Origin of the sequence: Streptomyces sp. R11, assembly GCF_041051905.1 — a bacterium.
Classification (GTDB): domain Bacteria; phylum Actinomycetota; class Actinomycetes; order Streptomycetales; family Streptomycetaceae; genus Streptomyces.
In genome coordinates, this window is sequence record NZ_CP163432.1 from 7,036,606 (window position 1) to 7,053,516 (window position 16,911).

General features: G+C 72.4%; 17 protein-coding genes. 7 read left to right on the forward strand and 10 right to left on the reverse strand.

Translation table 11 applies throughout. From position 1 onward, the window contains the following. Positions 1 to 28: 28 nt before the first annotated feature. The gene (locus AB5J55_RS32410; RefSeq protein ID WP_369274000.1) at positions 29 to 706 is read right to left on the reverse strand and encodes a DUF3000 domain-containing protein; all 678 of its coding nucleotides are present in this window, start codon (positions 704 to 706) and stop codon (positions 29 to 31) included. 104 nt (positions 707 to 810) lie between these two features. Between AB5J55_RS32410 and hemE the strand changes: the two genes are divergently transcribed. Continuing rightward, positions 811 to 1,866: a uroporphyrinogen decarboxylase gene (hemE, locus tag AB5J55_RS32415; protein ID WP_369274001.1), complete on the forward strand. Its 1,056-nt coding sequence runs from the start codon at positions 811 to 813 to the stop codon at positions 1,864 to 1,866. Between the two features lie 7 nt (positions 1,867 to 1,873). On the opposite strand, the gene AB5J55_RS32420 is transcribed toward hemE, so the two are convergent. Then, complete coding sequence (locus AB5J55_RS32420; protein ID WP_369274002.1) at positions 1,874 to 2,695, reverse strand: rhomboid family intramembrane serine protease; 822 nt, start codon at positions 2,693 to 2,695, stop codon at positions 1,874 to 1,876. Between the two features lie 125 nt (positions 2,696 to 2,820). Here AB5J55_RS32420 and AB5J55_RS32425 point away from each other — a divergent pair, with 125 nt between their 5' ends. Beyond that, positions 2,821 to 3,159: a hypothetical protein gene (locus tag AB5J55_RS32425; protein ID WP_369274003.1), complete on the forward strand. Its 339-nt coding sequence runs from the start codon at positions 2,821 to 2,823 to the stop codon at positions 3,157 to 3,159. Positions 3,160 to 3,268: 109 nt separating this feature from the next. Here AB5J55_RS32425 and AB5J55_RS32430 read toward each other — a convergent pair whose 3' ends face one another. Then, complete coding sequence (locus AB5J55_RS32430) at positions 3,269 to 4,678, reverse strand: FAD-dependent oxidoreductase (RefSeq protein WP_369274004.1); 1,410 nt, start codon at positions 4,676 to 4,678, stop codon at positions 3,269 to 3,271. A gap of 27 nt (positions 4,679 to 4,705) precedes the next feature. Further along, positions 4,706 to 5,728 carry a DUF4349 domain-containing protein gene (locus AB5J55_RS32435; protein WP_369274005.1) on the reverse strand — a complete coding sequence of 341 codons (1,023 nt, stop codon included), beginning with the start codon at positions 5,726 to 5,728 and terminating at the stop codon, positions 4,706 to 4,708. A 161-nt stretch (positions 5,729 to 5,889) separates the two neighbouring features. Here AB5J55_RS32435 and hemG point away from each other — a divergent pair, with 161 nt between their 5' ends. Continuing rightward, positions 5,890 to 7,350: a protoporphyrinogen oxidase gene (hemG, locus tag AB5J55_RS32440; protein WP_369274006.1), complete on the forward strand. Its 1,461-nt coding sequence runs from the start codon at positions 5,890 to 5,892 to the stop codon at positions 7,348 to 7,350. A 5-nt stretch (positions 7,351 to 7,355) separates the two neighbouring features. Further along, a complete protein-coding gene (gene hemQ / locus AB5J55_RS32445; protein WP_328878560.1) occupies positions 7,356 to 8,087 on the forward strand; it encodes a hydrogen peroxide-dependent heme synthase in 732 nt (243 codons plus the stop codon). On the opposite strand, the gene AB5J55_RS32450 is transcribed toward hemQ, so the two are convergent. The 4 genes from AB5J55_RS32450 to AB5J55_RS32465 form a co-directional block, all read right to left on the reverse strand. Beyond that, entirely contained in the window at positions 8,088 to 9,755 is a 1,668-nt protein-coding gene (locus tag AB5J55_RS32450) for an alpha/beta hydrolase (protein WP_369274007.1), read from the reverse strand. 137 nt (positions 9,756 to 9,892) lie between these two features. After that, positions 9,893 to 10,690: a TIGR04222 domain-containing membrane protein gene (locus AB5J55_RS32455; RefSeq protein WP_369274008.1), complete on the reverse strand. Its 798-nt coding sequence runs from the start codon at positions 10,688 to 10,690 to the stop codon at positions 9,893 to 9,895. Between the two features lie 102 nt (positions 10,691 to 10,792). Beyond that, complete coding sequence (locus AB5J55_RS32460; protein ID WP_369274009.1) at positions 10,793 to 11,578, reverse strand: DUF4142 domain-containing protein; 786 nt, start codon at positions 11,576 to 11,578, stop codon at positions 10,793 to 10,795. 206 nt (positions 11,579 to 11,784) lie between these two features. Beyond that, on the reverse strand, positions 11,785 to 13,119 hold the full coding sequence (locus AB5J55_RS32465) for a DUF692 domain-containing protein (RefSeq protein ID WP_369274010.1): 1,335 nt from the start codon (positions 13,117 to 13,119) through the stop codon (positions 11,785 to 11,787). A 271-nt stretch (positions 13,120 to 13,390) separates the two neighbouring features. Here AB5J55_RS32465 and AB5J55_RS32470 point away from each other — a divergent pair, with 271 nt between their 5' ends. After that, on the forward strand, positions 13,391 to 13,888 hold the full coding sequence (locus tag AB5J55_RS32470) for a pyridoxamine 5'-phosphate oxidase family protein (RefSeq protein ID WP_369276353.1): 498 nt from the start codon (positions 13,391 to 13,393) through the stop codon (positions 13,886 to 13,888). A gap of 130 nt (positions 13,889 to 14,018) precedes the next feature. Here AB5J55_RS32470 and AB5J55_RS32475 read toward each other — a convergent pair whose 3' ends face one another. Then, entirely contained in the window at positions 14,019 to 14,264 is a 246-nt protein-coding gene (locus AB5J55_RS32475; protein WP_369274011.1) for a hypothetical protein, read from the reverse strand. 269 nt (positions 14,265 to 14,533) lie between these two features. Continuing rightward, positions 14,534 to 15,250 (reverse strand): aminoacyl-tRNA hydrolase, encoded by a 717-nt coding sequence (locus tag AB5J55_RS32480; protein WP_369274012.1) that lies wholly within the window; start codon positions 15,248 to 15,250, stop codon positions 14,534 to 14,536. A gap of 105 nt (positions 15,251 to 15,355) precedes the next feature. Here AB5J55_RS32480 and AB5J55_RS32485 point away from each other — a divergent pair, with 105 nt between their 5' ends. Together AB5J55_RS32485 and AB5J55_RS32490 are read left to right on the forward strand one after the other, a co-directional pair. Beyond that, positions 15,356 to 16,228, forward strand: a complete 873-nt coding sequence (locus AB5J55_RS32485; RefSeq protein WP_369274013.1) for an ATP-binding cassette domain-containing protein — start codon at positions 15,356 to 15,358, stop codon at positions 16,226 to 16,228. Continuing rightward, positions 16,225 to 16,896 carry an ABC transporter gene (locus AB5J55_RS32490; protein WP_369274014.1) on the forward strand — a complete coding sequence of 224 codons (672 nt, stop codon included), beginning with the start codon at positions 16,225 to 16,227 and terminating at the stop codon, positions 16,894 to 16,896. Before AB5J55_RS32485 ends, AB5J55_RS32490 begins: the two co-directional genes overlap by 4 nt. Positions 16,897 to 16,911 lie beyond the last annotated feature (15 nt).

The following is a 16,911-nucleotide window of genomic DNA, read 5'->3' on the forward strand; positions in this document are numbered from 1 at the left end:
TTATTCGGCGTTGTGGGGCCGGCGGCGGTCAGCGGGACTGCGGGTCCCGTCGCTGGGGCAGCGTCACCACCGACGCGTCGCCCGGGCCCGCCGGGGGCAGCCCCGCGACCTGGGCGAGCAGATCGCACCAGGACGCCAGGTGGGCCGAAGTGTCCGGAACGCCGCCCAGGCCCTCGCGCGGCGTCCAGGAGGCGCGGATCTCGATCTGCGAGGACGCCGGGCGCTCGGACAGCCCGCCGAAGTAGTGGGAGCCCGCCCGCGTGACGGTGCCGCTCGGCTCGCCGTACGACAGCCCGCGCGCCTGGAGCGCGCCGGTCAGCCAGGACCAGCACACGTCGGGCAACAGCGGGTCGACGGCCATCTCCGCCTCCAGCTCCGCCCGCACCAGGGTCACCAGCCGGAAGGTACCCCGCCAGGCGTCATGGCCCGCCGGGTCGTGCAGCAGCACCAGCCGGCCGTCGGCCAGGTCGTGGTCGCCGTCGACGACGGTGGCCTCCAGCGCGTACGCGTACGGAGCCAGGCGCTGGGGCGCCTTGGTCTGCTCGACCTCGATCTGCGGCCGCAACCGGCTGCTGCGCAGGGCCTCGACCGCGGCCCGGAACGCCGGTGGAGCCGTACTGCTCGAATGCCGGTCCGCCTCCCCGTTGTCCCTCGCCTCATCCATTCCGCCACTGCCGTCCGACAGTCTTCCCTGAGCCGCAGCCATGCCGGGAAGATTAAGGGGAACCGGGGCTTCGTGCAGGGAGGGACACCCGGACAACACGGCAACCCCAACGCCGGGCCTGTTGCGGCCGTGCGAGACTTGCCCCCGTGAGTGCCAACCAGACGCCGCCGACCGCCACGTACGATTCCGCCTTCCTCAAGGCGTGCAGGCGCGAGCCCGTGCCGCACACTCCCGTGTGGTTCATGCGGCAGGCCGGGCGCTCCCTGCCGGAGTACCGCAAGGTCCGCGAGGGCATCCCGATGCTCGAGTCCTGCATGCGGCCCGAGCTGGTCACCGAGATCACCCTGCAGCCCGTACGCAGGCACAACGTGGACGCGGCGATCTACTTCAGCGACATCGTCGTCCCGCTCAAGGCCATCGGCATCGACCTCGACATCAAGCCCGGCGTCGGGCCGGTCGTCGAGCGTCCCATCCGCACCCGCGCCGACCTGGCCCAACTGCGTGACCTCACCCCCGAGGACGTCTCCTACGTCACCGAGGCCATCGGCCTGCTCACCCGCGAGCTCGGGGCCACTCCGCTCATCGGTTTCGCCGGCGCTCCTTTCACTCTTGCGAGTTACCTCGTCGAGGGCGGTCCGTCCCGCACGTACGAGAACGCCAAGGCGATGATGTACGGCGACCCGGAACTCTGGGCCGATCTGCTCGACCGCCTCGCGGACATCACGGCCGCGTTCCTCAAGGTGCAGATCGAGGCCGGCGCCTCCGCGGTCCAGCTGTTCGACTCGTGGGCAGGCGCGCTCGCCCCCGCCGACTACCTGCGCTCGGTGATGCCCGCCTCCTCGAAGGTCTTCAAGGCCGTCGAGTCCTACGGCGTCCCGCGCATCCACTTCGGTGTCGGCACCGGTGAGCTGCTGAAGCTCATGGGCGAGGCCGGCGCGGACGTCGTCGGCGTCGACTGGCGCGTCCCGCTCGACGAGGCCGCCCGCCGCGTCGGACCCGGCAAGGCTCTCCAGGGCAACCTCGACCCGACCGTCCTGTTCGCCGGGACCGAGGCCGTCGAGGCCAAGACCCGCGAGGTCCTCGACACGGCCGCCGGCCTGGAGGGCCACGTCTTCAACCTCGGCCACGGCGTCATGCCGTCCACGGACCCGGACGCACTGACCCGGCTCGTCGAGTACGTCCACACGCAGACGGCTCGCTAGCCGGCGCTCACCACGTGTGGGGCCGCGCTCTCCTGCCGAACAGCAGGCCGCGCGGCTCCGGCGGCGGTGGCGTCCCCGGCTTGAGCGGCCAGGCGAGCGCCATGCCGGCCAGGAATCCGACGATGTGCGCCGCATAGGCGACGGTTCCCGCGTCGGAGACGCCCTCGCCGTTGGAGTACACCGCCTGCAGCACGAACCAGAACCCGAGGACCAGCCAGGCGGGCAGCCGCAGCGGCAGGAAGATCAGGAAGGGCACGAGGACCCACACTCTGGCCTTCGGATACAGCACCAGATAGGCGCCCAGCACGCCCGCGATGGCCCCGGAGGCGCCGATCAGCGGTTCGGCGGAGTCGTCGTTGAGGAGCGCGAAGCCGTACGACGCCGCATATCCGCAGACGACGTAGAAGAGGAAGTACCGCACGTGGCCCATGCGGTCCTCGATGTTGTTGCCGAAGATCAGCAGGAACAGCATGTTGCCCAGCAGGTGCAGCCAGCCGCCGTGCAGGAACATCGCCGTGAAGACCGACAGGGCGGGGGACTTGTCGTAGCCGGGCGGGCCGATCACACAGCCCGGGCCCCGCGGGCCGACGGCGACCTCGCCGGTCGGCACCACTCCCGGCAGCTGACCGTGGATCAACTCTCTTGGCACCGCCGCGTACTGGTCCAGGAACGCGTGCAGATGGCACAGCTGGGACAGGCTGCTCTCGCCGGCCACGGCGCCGGCTGTGCCGGGCGTGGACAGGAAGACGAGGACGTTCGCGGCGATCAGTGCGTATGTCACCCAGGGGGTGCGGCGCACCGGGTTCACGTCATGGACGGGGATGACCACGAGGTGTATCTGCCCCGGATGTGTGCCGTGAATCGGTGAACGGGGCCGTCGCCGCGCGCGTATGACTCGGCAACCGCCCGCGGCACGGGGAAGGCGGGTCGCGGGGTCTACGTGAGGAACAGGCGATGAACGACCGAGTTACTCCTCCGATTCACGCGTTGCCCGACGGTGAGGCCGAGCTCGCGGTGGTGGTGCGGCTGCCGTGGGAAGACGTGGCTCGGCTTGGGCAGGAGGCGGGACGGCTTGCTTCGCAGATGCAGCGGCCGGTGACGCTGGACGAGGCCGTCAGCCATCGGTTGCGGTCGGTTCGGCCGGGGGCCGCGCATGCGAAGCCGGCCGGGGAGCAGCCCGCTGCCGCCGCGGCCATGCCGCCCAGTGTGAGTGCGTCTGTTTCTTCGCTGCCGTCGAGGCCGCCGGCTGAGCAGGCTCGGCAGGCCATTGAGCGGATCAACGGGAGCGCGTAACGGCTTTGTTCGGGTGGCGCCGTAGGGGTGTTGGTGCGTTGGGGGCTGCGCGCAGTCCGTGGCTGGTCGCGCAGTTCCCCGCGCCCCTGGGGGTTGCCCGCGCCGTCCCTTATGAGGGTCCGGCGTTTACCGCCTTCGCTGCCTTGCGGGCCGCCACCAGAACCGGGTCCCAGACCGGCGAGAACGGGGGTGCGTATCCCAAGTCCAGGGACACCATCTGTTCCACCGTCATGCCGGCCGTCAGGGCCACCGCCGCGATGTCGACCCGTTTGCCCGCGCCCTCCCGGCCGACGATCTGGACGCCCAGCAGACGGCCTGTGCGGCGTTCGGCGAGCATCTTGACCGTCATGAGGGAGGAGTTGGGGTAGTAGCCCGCACGGCTCGTCGATTCGATCGTGGCCGTGACGTACTGCAGGCCCGCCCTGCGGGCGTCCTTCTCGCGCAGGCCCGTGCGGGCGATCTCCAGGTCGCAGACCTTGCTGACGGCCGTGCCGACGACGCCGGGGAAGGTGGCGTAGCCGCCGGCGGCGTTCGTGCCGATGACCTGGCCGTGCTTGTTGGCGTGGGTGCCGAGGGCGATGTGGCGCTCCCGGCCGGAGACCAGGTCGAGGACCTCCACGCAGTCGCCGCCCGCCCAGATGTTCTCGTGGCCGCGTACGCGCATGGCGAGGTCGGTCAGCAGGCCGCCGTGGTCGCCGAGGGGGAGGCCGGCGGCCCGCGCGAGCGACGTCTCGGGGCGGACGCCGATGCCGAGGACGACCACGTCCGCCGGGTACTCGGCGTCCTGCGTGGCCACCGCCCGGACCCGGCCGTCCTCGCCGGTGAGGATCTTGGTGACCTCGGTGTCGTTGACCATGGTGATGCCCAGGCCCTCCATGGCCTCGTGCACCAGACGGCCCATGTCCGCGTCGAGCGTGGACATGGGTTCGCTGCCCCGGTTGACGACCGTGACCTCGTAGCCGCGGTTGATGAGCGCCTCGGCCATCTCGACGCCGATGTAACCGGCGCCGACGACCACGGCACGCCGGCCATGCGTGCGTTCCAGCGTGTCGATCAGAGCCTGGCCGTCGTCGAGGGTCTGCACGCCGTGGACACCGGGAGCGTCGGCGCCCGGCATGTCGGGGCGGATCGGGCGGGCGCCGGTCGCGATCACGAGTTTGTCGTACGACGTCCACTGCTCCGCGCCGGAGTCGACGTCACGCGCGCGTACCCGGCCGCCGGATACGTCGATCTCCGTGACCTCCGTCCGCATGCGCAGGTCGATGTCCCGCGCGCGGTGCTCCTCGGCCGTACGGGCGACCAACTGGTCGCGCTCGGGGACGGCGCCGCCCACCCAGTACGGGATGCCACAGGCGGAGAAGGAGGTGAAGTGGCCGCGTTCGAACGCCACGATCTCCAGCTCCTCGGCGCTCTTCAGGCGCCGCGCCTGCGACGCCGCGGACATCCCCGCGGCGTCGCCCCCGATGACGACCAGTCGTTCTCGCGTTCCCGACCCACCACTCGCAGCGCTCATGTTCATGCGAACACGCTACGAGCGCCGGGCATTTCAGTCCCGCTCGCCGCCCTGTTCGGCGCCACGCTCGTCCCCCGCGCGTGTGCTTCCCGGTGCCGGGCGGGCCGTCGGCAGCGGACCCAGGGCGGTCGTCGCGGGCGCGGTCGCCGGGCGGCGGGGCATCCGGGGTCGCAGGACCTTCAGCCACAGCAACACGATCAGTGCCGCCACCGCGGCGAACGGCAGCACGGCGCCGAACGCCACCGCGAGCCAGCGCAGCATCGTCACGAACGCGCCCCAGCCGCCCGCGAGCGCGTCCAGGAAGCCGGGGTCGTCGTCCTTCGGGGCTTCCTTCTTCACCGGTGTCTCCGACAGGGAGAGGGTGATCGTGGCCAGGCTGGTGCGGTCCTTCAGGGACGCCTGCTGGGCCAGCAGCGCCTCAAGGTCGGCCTGGCGGGAACTCAGCTCGCCCTCCAGCGTGACCACGTCGCTGAGCTTGGTCGCCCGGTCCATCAGCTCGCGGATGCGGGCCACGCTGGCCCGCTGCGACGTGATGCGGCTCTCCACGTCCACGACCTGGTCGGTGACGTCCTGCGCCTTGGCGCTGCGCTCGATCAGCTTGCCGGCGCCCTCCAGATCGGCGAGGACCTCGGCGTACTTGTCGACCGGCACGCGCAGGACGACGCGGGTGCGCTCGTGGCCCTTCCCGTCGCTGGTGGTCGTCTCGTTGCCGACGTAGCCTCCCGCGTTCTCGGTGGTGGTGCGGGCCTCGTCGAGGGCCTTCGGTACGTCCTTGACCTGCACGGTCAGCGAGGCCGTACGGATGATGTGGCTCGCCGTGGCCTTGGGCGGCGCGGTCGCCCGGTCCGCCCCGGAGCCGCTCCCCTGGGCGCCCGCGTCCGTGCTCGCCTGGAGGTCCTCCTTGGCGGCCTCGCCCCCGGCGGCGCGGCTGTCGGACCCCGAGTCGCCCGTGCCGCTGCAGCCGGTGAGCGCGAGAGCGGCGGCCAGCAGGAGGCCGGTCAGGACCTGTACCGGTCGTACGGGTGGTGCGGATCGTGCGGATCGTCGTGCTCGCATGTGGGCGTACCCCCGAGGGTTGTCGTGGCGACTGATGCTCCTTCGACGCCGGGGTCCGGCCGAACGTTGGCGGGAAACGGTCCCGATGCGGTCACGGTCGGGACTCGTACCGGACACCGGGGCGCGGACGGGCTGTCAGTGGGGTCTGAGAGGCTGGGGACATGCGCGAAACGGAGACTCGTAGGGGTGCGGGCCAGGTCGTCGTCATCGGCGGCGGGATCGCCGGTCTGGCGGCCGCCCACCGGCTGCTGGCCGGCGGCGGACGCGTGACCGTCCTGGAGGCGTCCGACCGGGTCGGCGGCAAGCTGCTGCCCGGCGAGATCGCGGGCGCGCGCGTGGACTTCGGCGCCGAGTCGATGCTGGCCCGCCGCCCGGAGGCCGTCGCCCTCGCCCGCGAGGTGGGCCTCGACGACCGCCTCCAGCCGCCCGCCACCGCCACGGCCTCGATCTGGACCCGCGGCACCCTGCGCCCGATGCCCAAGGGACATGTGATGGGCGTTCCCGGCACCGCCGCCGCCCTGACCGGCGTCCTGTCCGACGAGGGGCTGGCCCGCATCGAGCGCGACGCCGACCTGCCCCGCACCGAGGTCGGGGACGACGTGGCGGTCGGCGAGTACGTGGCGGCACGCCTCGGCCGAGAGGTCGTCGACCGCCTGGTCGAGCCTCTCCTGGGCGGCGTGTACGCGGGCGACGCGTACCGCATCTCGATGCGCTCGGCCGTGCCGCAGCTCTACGGGGCGGCGAAGACGCATGACTCCCTCACCGAGGCCGTCCGCGAGATCCAGGCCAAGGCCGCCGCCGGTCGGCAGACCGGGCCGGTGTTCATGGGCATCGAGGGCGGCGTGGGCCAACTCCCGCTCGCCGTCGCGGAGTCGGTGCGCGCGCGGGGCGGCGAGATCGTGACCGGGGCACCGGTGACGGAGCTGCGCCGCGAGGCGACCGGAGGGTGGCGTGTCGTCGCCGGTGACCGTGTGCTGCACGCCGACGCGGTCGTCGTCGCCGTACCCGCGCCGGCCGCGGCCGGCCTCCTGCGCGCCGAGGCCCCCGAGGCCGCCGCCGAGCTGGACGGCATCGAGTACGCCTCCATGGCGCTGATCACCCTCGCCTACCGCCGCGGCGACACCGACCTCCCGGCGGGCAGCGGCTTCCTCGTGCCGCCGGTCGACGGGCGCACCATCAAGGCGTCGACGTTCGCCTCCCAGAAGTGGGGCTGGATCGCCGACGAGAACCCGGACACGGTCGTGCTGCGCACCTCCGTCGGGCGGTACGGCGAGGCGGAGATCCTGCAGCGCGACGACGACCACCTCGTCGACGTCTCCCGCCGGGACCTCCTGGCGGCGACGGGCCTGGACGCCACCCCCCTGGAAACCCGCGTCACCCGCTGGACCGACGGCCTGCCCCAGTACCCGGTCGGCCACCACGCACGCGTGGCCCGCGTCCGCGAGCACGTCGCCAAAGTGCCGGGCCTGGCGGTGTGCGGCGCCCAGTACGACGGCGTGGGCATCCCCGCGTGCATCGCGAGCGCGTACGCGGCGGTGGACCAGCTCGAGGGCGATCTGAGCGGTGTGGAGGAGCTCACCGCCAACCCGGTGCAGAGTCTGCACGGCGGAGCGGGAGAATAAGGGACATGAGTGACGACGCCTCCACCACCGAGTCCGGCAGGATCCCGAACAAGGGCAAGCTGGCCAAGGACCTCAACGAGGTCATCCGCTACACCCTCTGGTCCGTCTTCAAGCTGAAGGACGTGCTCCCCGAGGACCGCGCGGGTTACGCCGACGAGGTCCAGGAGCTGTTCGACCAGCTCGCCGCCAAGGACGTGACGATCCGCGGCACGTACGACGTGTCCGGGCTGCGTGCCGACGCCGACGTCATGATCTGGTGGCACGCCGAGACCAGCGACCAGCTGCAGGAGGCGTACAACCTCTTCCGCCGCACCAGGCTGGGCCGCGCCCTGGAGCCGGTCTGGTCGAACATGGCGCTGCACCGCCCCGCCGAGTTCAACCGCTCGCACATCCCGGCGTTCCTCGCCGACGAGACGCCCCGCGACTACGTCAGCGTCTACCCCTTCGTGCGCTCCTACGACTGGTACCTGCTGCCCGACGAGGACCGCCGCCGCATGCTCGCCGACCACGGCAAGATGGCCCGCGGCTACCCGGACGTGCGCGCCAACACCGTCGCCTCGTTCTCGCTGGGCGACTACGAGTGGATCCTGGCCTTCGAGGCCGACGAGCTGTACCGCATCGTCGACCTCATGCGCCACCTGCGCGCCTCGGAGGCCCGCATGCACGTCCGCGAAGAGGTGCCGTTCTACACGGGCCGCCGCAAGAGCGTCGCCGAGCTGGTGGCCGGGCTCGCCTGATCAGTGCGGGAGTCGGGCGGTGGCCTGCTGAGGCCGGCCGCCCGGCTTCGTCGCGGTGTGCCGGCTCAGCTTCTTCGCCTTGCTCTCGCCCGGGCGCTCCGGCTTGGGCTCGGGGTGCCCCTCGCACGCCGCGCGCCGGGCCGGAAGGCGGCCCTCCAGCAGATAGGCGTCGACGTGACCGTTGACGCAGGCGTTCGGGCCGTACGCGATGCCGTGCGTGCCGGAGTCCCGCTCGGTCACCAGCACCGAGCCCGACAGCCGCCGGTGCATCTCCAGCGCCCCGTCGTACGGCGTGGCGGCGTCCCGCTCGGCGGCCAGGATCAGGATCGGCGGCAGCTCACCCCGCCCGGTCCGCACGTCGAGCGGCTTTTGCCGGGGCGCCTGCCAGTAGGCGCACGGCAGGTTCATCCACGCGTTGTCCCAGGTCTCGAACGGCGCCACGCGCGCGAGCCGGGTGTTGTCCCGGTCCCAGACCGCCCAGTCCGTCGGCCAGGGCGCGTCGTTGCACTCCACGGCCGTGTAGACCGCGCTCGAGTTCTCGTCCTCGGCCGCCGCCTCGTTCACCGGCGCGGCCAGCTCGACCAGCGGCTTCGGGTCGCCCTTCACATACGCCGACAGCGCCTTCGCGCGCGACGGCCAGTAGTCGTCGTAGTACCCGGCCTGCAGGAACGCCTCCTGCAGCTGCCCCGTGCCGACCTTCCCGCCCGCCGGCTCCTCGGCCAGCCGCGCCCGTACCTTCTCGTAGCTGCGCAGCACCTCGTCGGACGTGGCACCGAGGCCGTACACGTCGTCGTGCTCGGCGACCCACTCCCGGAAGTCCGCCCACCGCTCCTCGAACGCGGCCGACTGGGCGAGGTTGCTGCGGTACCAGATCTGCGCGGGGTCCGGGTTCACCGCCGAGTCGAACACCATCCGCCGTACGTGCGAGGGGAAGAGCGTCGCGTACACCGACCCGAAGTAGGTGCCGTACGAGGCTCCCATGAACGTCAGCTTCGGTTCGCCCAGCGCGGCCCGCAGGACGTCCAGGTCACGGGCGTTGTTGAGGGAGTTGTAGTGCTGCAGCGCGCTGCCCGTGCGCTGCGCGCAGCCACGTGCGTACGCCTTCGCCCGGGCGATGCGCTCCTGCTTGTACGACTCCGAGGGGTGCGTCGGCGCCTGCACCGGGCCCTTGACGGACTGCTTGGGGTCCTCGCAGGACAGCGGCGCTGACGGCGACACCCCGCGTGGGGCGTAGCCGACCAGGTCGTACGCCGCCGCCAGCCGCTTCCACTTGGGCAGCAGGCCGATCAGCGGGAAGTGCAGCCCGGAGGCGCCCGGCCCGCCCGGGTTGTAGACCAGGGCGCCCTGCCGCGGCACCCGGCGCTTGCTGTTGTGCGGGTCGTTTTGCGTGGCCCGCACCCGGCTGACGGCGAGCTTGATCTGCTTGCCGTCGGGACGGGAGTAGTCGAGCGGGACGGACACCGTGCCGCACTGCATCTTGCCCGGCAGGTCCTGCTCCTTGGCGCAGGTGCCGAAGGTGATGCCGGCCTCCCCGGCGCGCGCGGCGGCCACCGTCGTGCCGTGCTGCTCGGCCGTGCCCGGGGCGGCCCCGGTGCTGCCGGCCGGAGCGGCGGAGAGGGTCGTCAGGAGCAGAGCCCCGGCGACCGAGTAGAGGGCGGCAGCTCTCATGGCGTATCCCTTCGGTGCACGGCAGCAACAAAAGGGATATTTCGTTCGTCTGTTGATGAAGGCAAGCACCACCAGGCCGGTGTCGGCCTCAATGCCCCCTATGCGTCACCGAGCCTCTGGACCGTCGCCCGCCGGTGTCAGTCGTGCCGGTGGAACGCGTGGTGGTGCGGCTCGCGGTGCGCGAAGGCCGCGCGCAGGTCCGGCTCGCCTATGGCGCGTACGCCCCGCAGGGCGACGGAAGTGAGGTACGTACGGTCGTCCCCGCCCCGGGAGTGCCGGACCAGGGCGCTCAGCAGCCGCTGCCCGGCCGGAGAGGCCCACTGCGCGTACGGGTGGATCTCGATCCGGGCGATGGTGAGGCAGCTCAGCGTCAGCACGAAGGGGAGTGCGAACCAGAGGGCGATCAGGTGGGTCGGCATGTCCGACTGGGCCGGCGTCAGCAGGGCCACCGCGCCCAGCGCCAGTACGGCCACCGCGGCGAGCTGCACCTGCCGGACCGCGGCCGCTGTCCCGTTGCGCGCCCCGTCGGGTACGGCGAGGCCCGCGCTGACCAGCCGGTCGGCGAGGCTGCCGACCGCGTCGGCGGCGGCCGCGGCGTTCCGCACCGGCTCGATCCGGGACTGGCCCTCCGGCCCGATGGCCCCTATCACCGAGCGCTCCATCTCGTCCCGGCCGCGCGGATCGACGACCGTCGCCCAGCCGGTGTGTGCGAGCAGCAGGCGCCGCTGTCGCGCCATGGACACGAGGGTCAGATCGGCGACCCGCCGCGGGCCGCCGGACAGGAACGCGGCCTCGTACAGCGTCAGATCGTGTCCCTGGCCCGAGGTTGCCTCTTTCGCGTCCGAGGCCGCGGCGTGGACGGCGGCCAGGCACAGGCGCGTGCAGGCGGTGCCGGCGACGGCCCAGGCGAGCAGCAGGAGAAGGACCCAGAACATGCCGCGTTTCTATGCCAAAGGCCCAGTGAAACGCCATGCCTTGTTCACAATGCGGACCGAGAGTTGCCGGGATGTGACGTTCCGGATAGGGCGTCGAGGGCGTCAGGACCCTTGCGGGCGGGGGCTGGTCGCGGCCGGCGGCAGGGTGTAGGTGGGTGACGGTGACGGGGGCGGGCTCATCGGGACGGCCGGAACGGGGTCGTCGGTCGGCCCGGGCGGGGCGGGGGAGGGCGTCAGCGGCGGGATGCTGTCGGCGACCATGTCCCGGGCCACGGCGTCGTAGTCGACATAGCCGGTCGCCTCCAGGACCGTGATGTGGTCCAGCACCGTGGTGTTGGCGTCGTCGGCGAGCTTGCGGACGAGGGAGTTGCGCGTACTGGCCCGCACCTGGGCGACGACGGAGAACACCTTGCCGTGCGCCAGGCGCAGGATGTTCGCGAACTGCCGGTCGTACTCGACGCTCTGGGCCGCGCTCAGGGTGTCCAGCCACTCCTGCTGCTGCTCGGTGGGCTCGTTCGGCAGCGCGAGGCTGAGCTTGGCGGCGACGTCGCGCACGCGCTCGTCGAGGAACGTGTGCCCCTCGATGAGGTGCTGGCCGGCGGTCCGCACGGCCGGAGTCGTGCCCTTCTGCTGCGCCTGCTCACCGGCGGGCAGCTCCCACAGCCCGGCCAGCCGGACCTTCGTGATGAAGTCGCGGTCCAGCGCGGACAGCGGCCCGTACCCGGTCGAGACGGTCTGGGCGTTGAGCACGTCCAGCCCGGTTCCGGACCGGTCGGCGTACGACCAGACCGGAAAGACCATCGCCAGCAGCGTCGCCGCCAGGCCCGTGATGATGAGCCCGGTGCCGCTGAAGATGCCTCGGCCGTTGATGCGGGGTTGCGATCGCATGGTGCCTCCAAGTGCGGCACCGCACGTTAGTGCGCTTCGGGGGTGGGGTGGCATATTACTTCGGCGCCCGAGTGTGCCGTGCCCGGCACCCCCGCCGGACCCCGCCCAGGGCGACGCGCTCGGCACGGCACGTGCCGCCGGGTCACCTCGCTCGCGTGCCGGGCCGCAGGCGGCTCAGCGCCGCAGTTGCCCGTCCGCTTCCCCGCTCAGCGCCGCAGCAGCACGCGTCGCGTGGCGCGGGCCAGTCGTACCCCCGGCCGTCGCGACCGCGGCCTCGGGCCCGAGCGCTCCAGCCACCACTCCTGCAACTCCGCCCGGACCCGGGCGTCTTCGAGCCGGCCCTCCGCCAGCAGGTACCCCGCGAAGTCCAGGGCGTCGCGCCGGTAGCCGTCGGTCATCGGGTGCCCGTGGCTGTAGCCGAGGAAGGCCCGTCGATAGCCGTTCCCGAGGATCACCGGCAACTCGGGCGCGACCTTCGCCACGACGTCGGCCCGCTTACCGGCGAGCGCCCGCGCCTGTACGCCGAGCCGCACCCGGTCGAACCCCTCCGGCACCGGCGTCCCGGCGACGAGCGCGGACAGCAGCGCGGCCTGCGCGAGGGCCAGCCGCTGACGGGCGGGTTCGGTGACAGCCTCGGCCCGCACCGTCCCCTCCTCCGGCACTTCCGGCGCCGCCCCCTCCGCGGACGCCCGCCTCTCAGCGGCTTCCCTCTCGAACGCCCCCTTCTCCAACGCCCCCCGAATCGCCCCCAGCTCCCCGTCCAGCTCCCCCGGTTCCGGAAAGTTCTCGTCGCGTTCCAGCAGAACCCCCGGTGGGCTCACACGGGAGGCGAGGTCCGTCAGGATGTCGAGGACCGGCTGGGGGACGGGGTGGGCGTGGCTGTCGTGCCAGACGCCGTCGCGTTCGAAGCCGCCCGCCACATGGACGTACGCGATGGCCTCCAGCGGAAGTTCGGCGAGGGCCTTGCCGGGTTCCTCGCCCCGGTTGACGTGGTTGGTGTGGAGGTTGGCCACGTCGATGAGCAGCCGTACCCCCGTGCGGTCGGCCAGCTCGTACAGGAACTGCCCCTCCGTCATCTCCTCGCCCGGCCAGGAGATGAGGGCCGCGATGTTCTCCACGGCGAGCGGCACGGGCAGCGCGTCCTGCGCGATACGGACGTTCTCGCACAGCACGTCGAGGGCGTCCCGGGTGCGGGGGACCGGCAGGAGGTGCCCCGCCTCCAGGCGCGGCGACGCCGTCAGCGGCCCTCCCGCCCGTACGAACGCGATGTGCTCGGTGACCAGCGGCGCCCCCAGCGCCTCCACCCGCTCGGCGAGCGCGGCCAGCCGTCCGGCGTCGGGCCGCTCCGCACCGCCGAGCCCGAGCGAGACGCCGTGCGGGATCACGGTCACGCCGCGCTCCCGCAGCCGTACCAAAGACTCCGGAAGATGCCCGGGGCAGACGTTCTCGGCGACGGCCTCGACCCAGTCGATGCCCGGCATGCGCTCCACGGCGTCCGCGATCTCCGGACGCCACCCGATCCCCGTACCCAGTCGCTCCATCGTCCCCTCCTCGGCCTCTTCCGTACCCGCTGTCCCGTCTCCTCGGACGTGCCGGATGTGACGGGGGTATGGCCCCTCAGGGCCCGCCCGAACCCCTGGGCCGACACCTTCAGAGCAACATTTGAGGTTGGGCGGCCGGGACCCGCGTCCCGCTCCCCGCACCGGGCAAGCGGCCTCCGCAAGGTCGTACGCGCCGCGCGCCGACGTCGTTCAAACGCCCGCCGACCTAATCTGGGAGCCGGTGAACGACCGTCGGAAGGTGGGACTGACCGTGCAGCCGAGTGAGGTCTCCGAGGTTCTGAACCGTCCGCTCAGCCAGGAGCTCCTGGCCCGCGACCTGATCCGCCTGGCCTACGTCGCCAAGGACGGCACACCCCGGGTCGTTCCGATCGGCTTCGTCTGGAACGGCTCGGAGATCGTCATGTGCACCACGACGAACGCCCCGAAACTCCCGGCCCTGCGCCACAACCCCGCGGTCGCCCTGACGATCGACACCGAGGTGCACCCGCCCAGGATCCTGCTCGTCCGCGGCCGGGCCGAGCTGGACGTCGTGGAGGGCATCCCGGGCGAGTACCTCCAGGCGAACGGCACCTACAAGATGACGAAGGAGCAACGGGTCGAGTGGGAGGCCGAGGTCCGGTCGCTCTACGACGGCATGGTGCGGATCGTCGTGACTCCCACGTGGGCGAAGCTGATCGACTTCGAGACGACGCTCCCGAGCGCCGTCGAGGAACTGGTCCGGCGTCGGGAGGAGCGCGAGCACGCCTGAACACGGCACGCCCGCCCATCGGGTGGTCGTTCAGGTACCGAGACTCCGGACGGTCTCCGCCACCAGACGGTCGCCCCCGGGGGGCGTACCACGACGTGTGCGACGACAGTTTGGCGACCGCCGTGCCCAGCTACTCGGGATCGCCGAGCCGGTGCAGCGCCTTCGCCTCGGTGAGCTGGTCGAACAGGGCCTTCAGCACGACGACGTGGCCGCCCGTGTAGCGGCGCTCGTGATGGGTGCACCGCACCTTCCACAGGTCGTAGGGATGGCGCACGATCCCGTACAGGCAGCAGCCGTAGCGGCCCAGGTCGGCACCGGGCGCGAACCCTCCGGCGAAGCCTGCCAAGGCCGTGGTCTGCCACCTGCGGAAGGCCACTCGCGCCCGCAGCTCCCCGCAGCTCCAGGAACTGCGACCACGGGACGACGAGCAGCGGCGCCGGCTCGCCGCGCCGGCAGTGTTCCAGGCCCTCGGGCGTCAGTACGACACTCGGGCCTTCCTTGCGCGTCGGGTCCCCGATCACCCACCGGTCCCCGACCGGCTCCAGCGGTCCCAAGTACTGCCCCATGGCCTCGCCCCTTCGCCCTGACGCCGACACGGTCGCCCTGACGCGGATCCGGCAACCGCTCCCAGGAACGCCCCGCGTCCTACCGCAGCGCCGGATGGTCGGCGACCACCGTGCACGACCCGGGCGCGATCTCCGTGAACCCCGCGTCGCGCACCAACGGCAGCCCCCTGGTCGTCAGCTCGGGCCAGCGCCCCGGATCCGCGGTCCGCACGGCGAGCGGGAACCCCGCGTCGCGCCAGGCGGCCCGCTCCTCGTCCGACAGCTCCCACCAGGCGAGTTGGGCCGCGTGCCCGGTCTGCGCCATCGCCTTGCCGGCCGACATGTCGAGGTCGGGGTTCAGCCAGAGCACGGGCGCCGACGGGTCGGCGTCCGCGGGCGGCTCCGGATCGTCGAGGTCGGTGCCGGAGACCTGGAGCTTCGCCAGCTCCTTGGGCCACCCGTCCAAGGGCACCGGCGGGAAGACCCGCACCTCGGCCGACTTGCCGGTGACGGTGATGCCCGGCAGCCCCTCAGCCCGCCGCCACTCGGCGCCGCGGGCCCGCCGCACGACCTTTCGGATCCGGGCGTCCTGCCAGTCCCGCATGGCCTCGGCCCACTCGCCGTCGCCGACGGAGCGTTCGTCGTCGAGGATCACCAGGACGGCGCGGGCGGAGGTTTCGAGGGCGTCGGTGCGAGCGGGTGGAGCGCCCCGCTCGATCCGCACGACGAGAGGCAGTACGAACTGCGGGGCGTCATCGCGGGCACTGGGCTCTGACCGGAAGCAACTGTCGCCGGTGGACGTCGGATCTTGGCTCACGACAACACCCTAAGGGGCCCGGGACCGTGCCGATTCTGCAGGTCCGCCGGGTGGGCGCGATCAGCCCCGACCCGGCCGCGCGGGCCATGGGACAGGATGTCCTCCATGCAACGCGATCTTCGTCTGGACAACGTGGGCCGCCGCTACGGCCTGCGCGGCCCATGGGTCTTACGCGGCGTCCATCTCACCGTGCCGCCCGGCAACCTCATCCGCGTCGAAGGACCCAACGGCACCGGCAAGTCCACCCTCCTGCGCCTCCTGGCCGGCATCGACGCCCCGAGCGAGGGCCGTATCACCGGCCGCCCCCGCACCGCCTACGTCCCCGAACGCTTCCCCACGGCCCTCCCCTTCACCGCCGTCGGCTACCTCACCCATCTCGGCAAGGTGCACGGCCTCTCCCGTGCCGCGGCCACCCGGGCCGCCCTCGAGTGGCTCGACCGCTTCGGCGCCGCCTCCTACGCCCGGATGCCGATGGCGCAGCTGTCGAAGGGCAGCAGCCAGAAGGTCGCCGTCGTACAGGCCCTCCTCGCCGAACCGGAGCTGCTCGTCCTGGACGAGGCGTGGACCGGCCTCGACGCCGACGCCCGCGCGGAACTGGAGCGGGCCGTCGCCGAGCGCACCGCGGGCGGCACTGCCGTGGTCTTCGTGGACCACGACCCGAGCCGCCTGGCGGGGGCGCCCGACGCGACGTACACCGTGCGGGACGCGGGCCTCGACCTGCGTACGGAAGAGGCGCCCTCGGAACCCGCCGGCCCGCACGTGACCGTCGTCGTGCAGGGCCCGCGGGGCGGACAACTCCCCGCCGACGTGCCCCGCACGGTCATATCCGCCGAGGAACCCACGCCCGGCACCCACCGCCTGACCGTCCCCGCGTCCCATTCGGACGTCCTCCTGCGCGCCCTGCTGACATCCCGCCCGCCCTGGCATGTGGTGAGCGTGAGACAGGAGACGACCCCCGAAACCGAGAGCCGCCGATGACCGCCCTTCTCAGCTACCAGACCGCCCTGCTCGTCCGCTCACAGCGCTGGCTGCCGCCGTTCCTCCTGTACGTCGTGTTCCTCGGGATCGGTGTGTCGGGCGGTCAGCCGGTGCTCGACTCGCTCGGCTACACGGCCGCGGCCCTGCTGCCCGTCGCCGCCTGGCTGGTGCGGATCTGTGTCACCAACGAGCCGCCCGCCGCCCGCAGTTGTGTGTCCGCGGCGGTCGGGCCCAGCCGGGCGCACCTCGCCGCGCTGCTGGTCGCGCTGACCACGGCGGCGGTTCTGGGCACGGTCGCGACCGTCGTCGTGACGCTGATCAGCGACCCGGTGAGCGCGGATCACCAGACGCGTGTGCCGCGGCTCCCCGCGGGCGCGGCCGGGCTGCTCGCCACGCTGGCCTGCGCCCTGCTCGGCACGGCCGTCGGCGCCCTCACCACCTGGCCGTTGCTGCGCTCCACGGGACGCGCGGTCCCCACGATGCTGCTCGCGGCGCTGCTGTCGGTGGTCGTGACGGGCTCCCCGGCGCAGGCGGCGGTCAGCGGCCTGGTCACCGGCTCCCGCTCGGGCACGGTCCCCATGCCCCTGCTGCCGTTGGCAGCGGCCGCCCTGCTCACGGCGGCGGCGATCGCAGTGGCCTGCGCGCTCACGTCCCGCAGATCACCGTGACAACGGGGTCGCCCT

Bases quoted from the DNA above. Each gene is read 5' to 3' on its own strand.
- AB5J55_RS32410 (WP_369274000.1), bottom strand. From the start codon at position 706: ATGGCTGCGGCTCAGGGAAGACTGTCGGACGGCAGTGGCGGAATGGAT.
- AB5J55_RS32460 (WP_369274009.1), bottom strand. From the start codon at position 11,578: ATGCGATCGCAACCCCGCATCAACGGCCGAGGCATCTTCAGCGGCACC.
- AB5J55_RS32465 (WP_369274010.1), bottom strand. From the start codon at position 13,119: ATGGAGCGACTGGGTACGGGGATCGGGTGGCGTCCGGAGATCGCGGAC.
- AB5J55_RS32490 (WP_369274014.1), top strand. From the start codon at position 16,225: ATGACCGCCCTTCTCAGCTACCAGACCGCCCTGCTCGTCCGCTCACAG.
- AB5J55_RS32430 (WP_369274004.1), bottom strand. From the start codon at position 4,678: ATGAACATGAGCGCTGCGAGTGGTGGGTCGGGAACGCGAGAACGACTG.
- hemQ (WP_328878560.1), top strand. From the start codon at position 7,356: ATGAGTGACGACGCCTCCACCACCGAGTCCGGCAGGATCCCGAACAAG.
- hemG (WP_369274006.1), top strand. From the start codon at position 5,890: ATGCGCGAAACGGAGACTCGTAGGGGTGCGGGCCAGGTCGTCGTCATC.
- AB5J55_RS32455 (WP_369274008.1), bottom strand. From the start codon at position 10,690: ATGTTCTGGGTCCTTCTCCTGCTGCTCGCCTGGGCCGTCGCCGGCACC.
- AB5J55_RS32485 (WP_369274013.1), top strand. From the start codon at position 15,356: ATGCAACGCGATCTTCGTCTGGACAACGTGGGCCGCCGCTACGGCCTG.
- AB5J55_RS32450 (WP_369274007.1), bottom strand. From the start codon at position 9,755: ATGAGAGCTGCCGCCCTCTACTCGGTCGCCGGGGCTCTGCTCCTGACG.
- AB5J55_RS32425 (WP_369274003.1), top strand. From the start codon at position 2,821: ATGAACGACCGAGTTACTCCTCCGATTCACGCGTTGCCCGACGGTGAG.
- AB5J55_RS32435 (WP_369274005.1), bottom strand. From the start codon at position 5,728: ATGCGAGCACGACGATCCGCACGATCCGCACCACCCGTACGACCGGTA.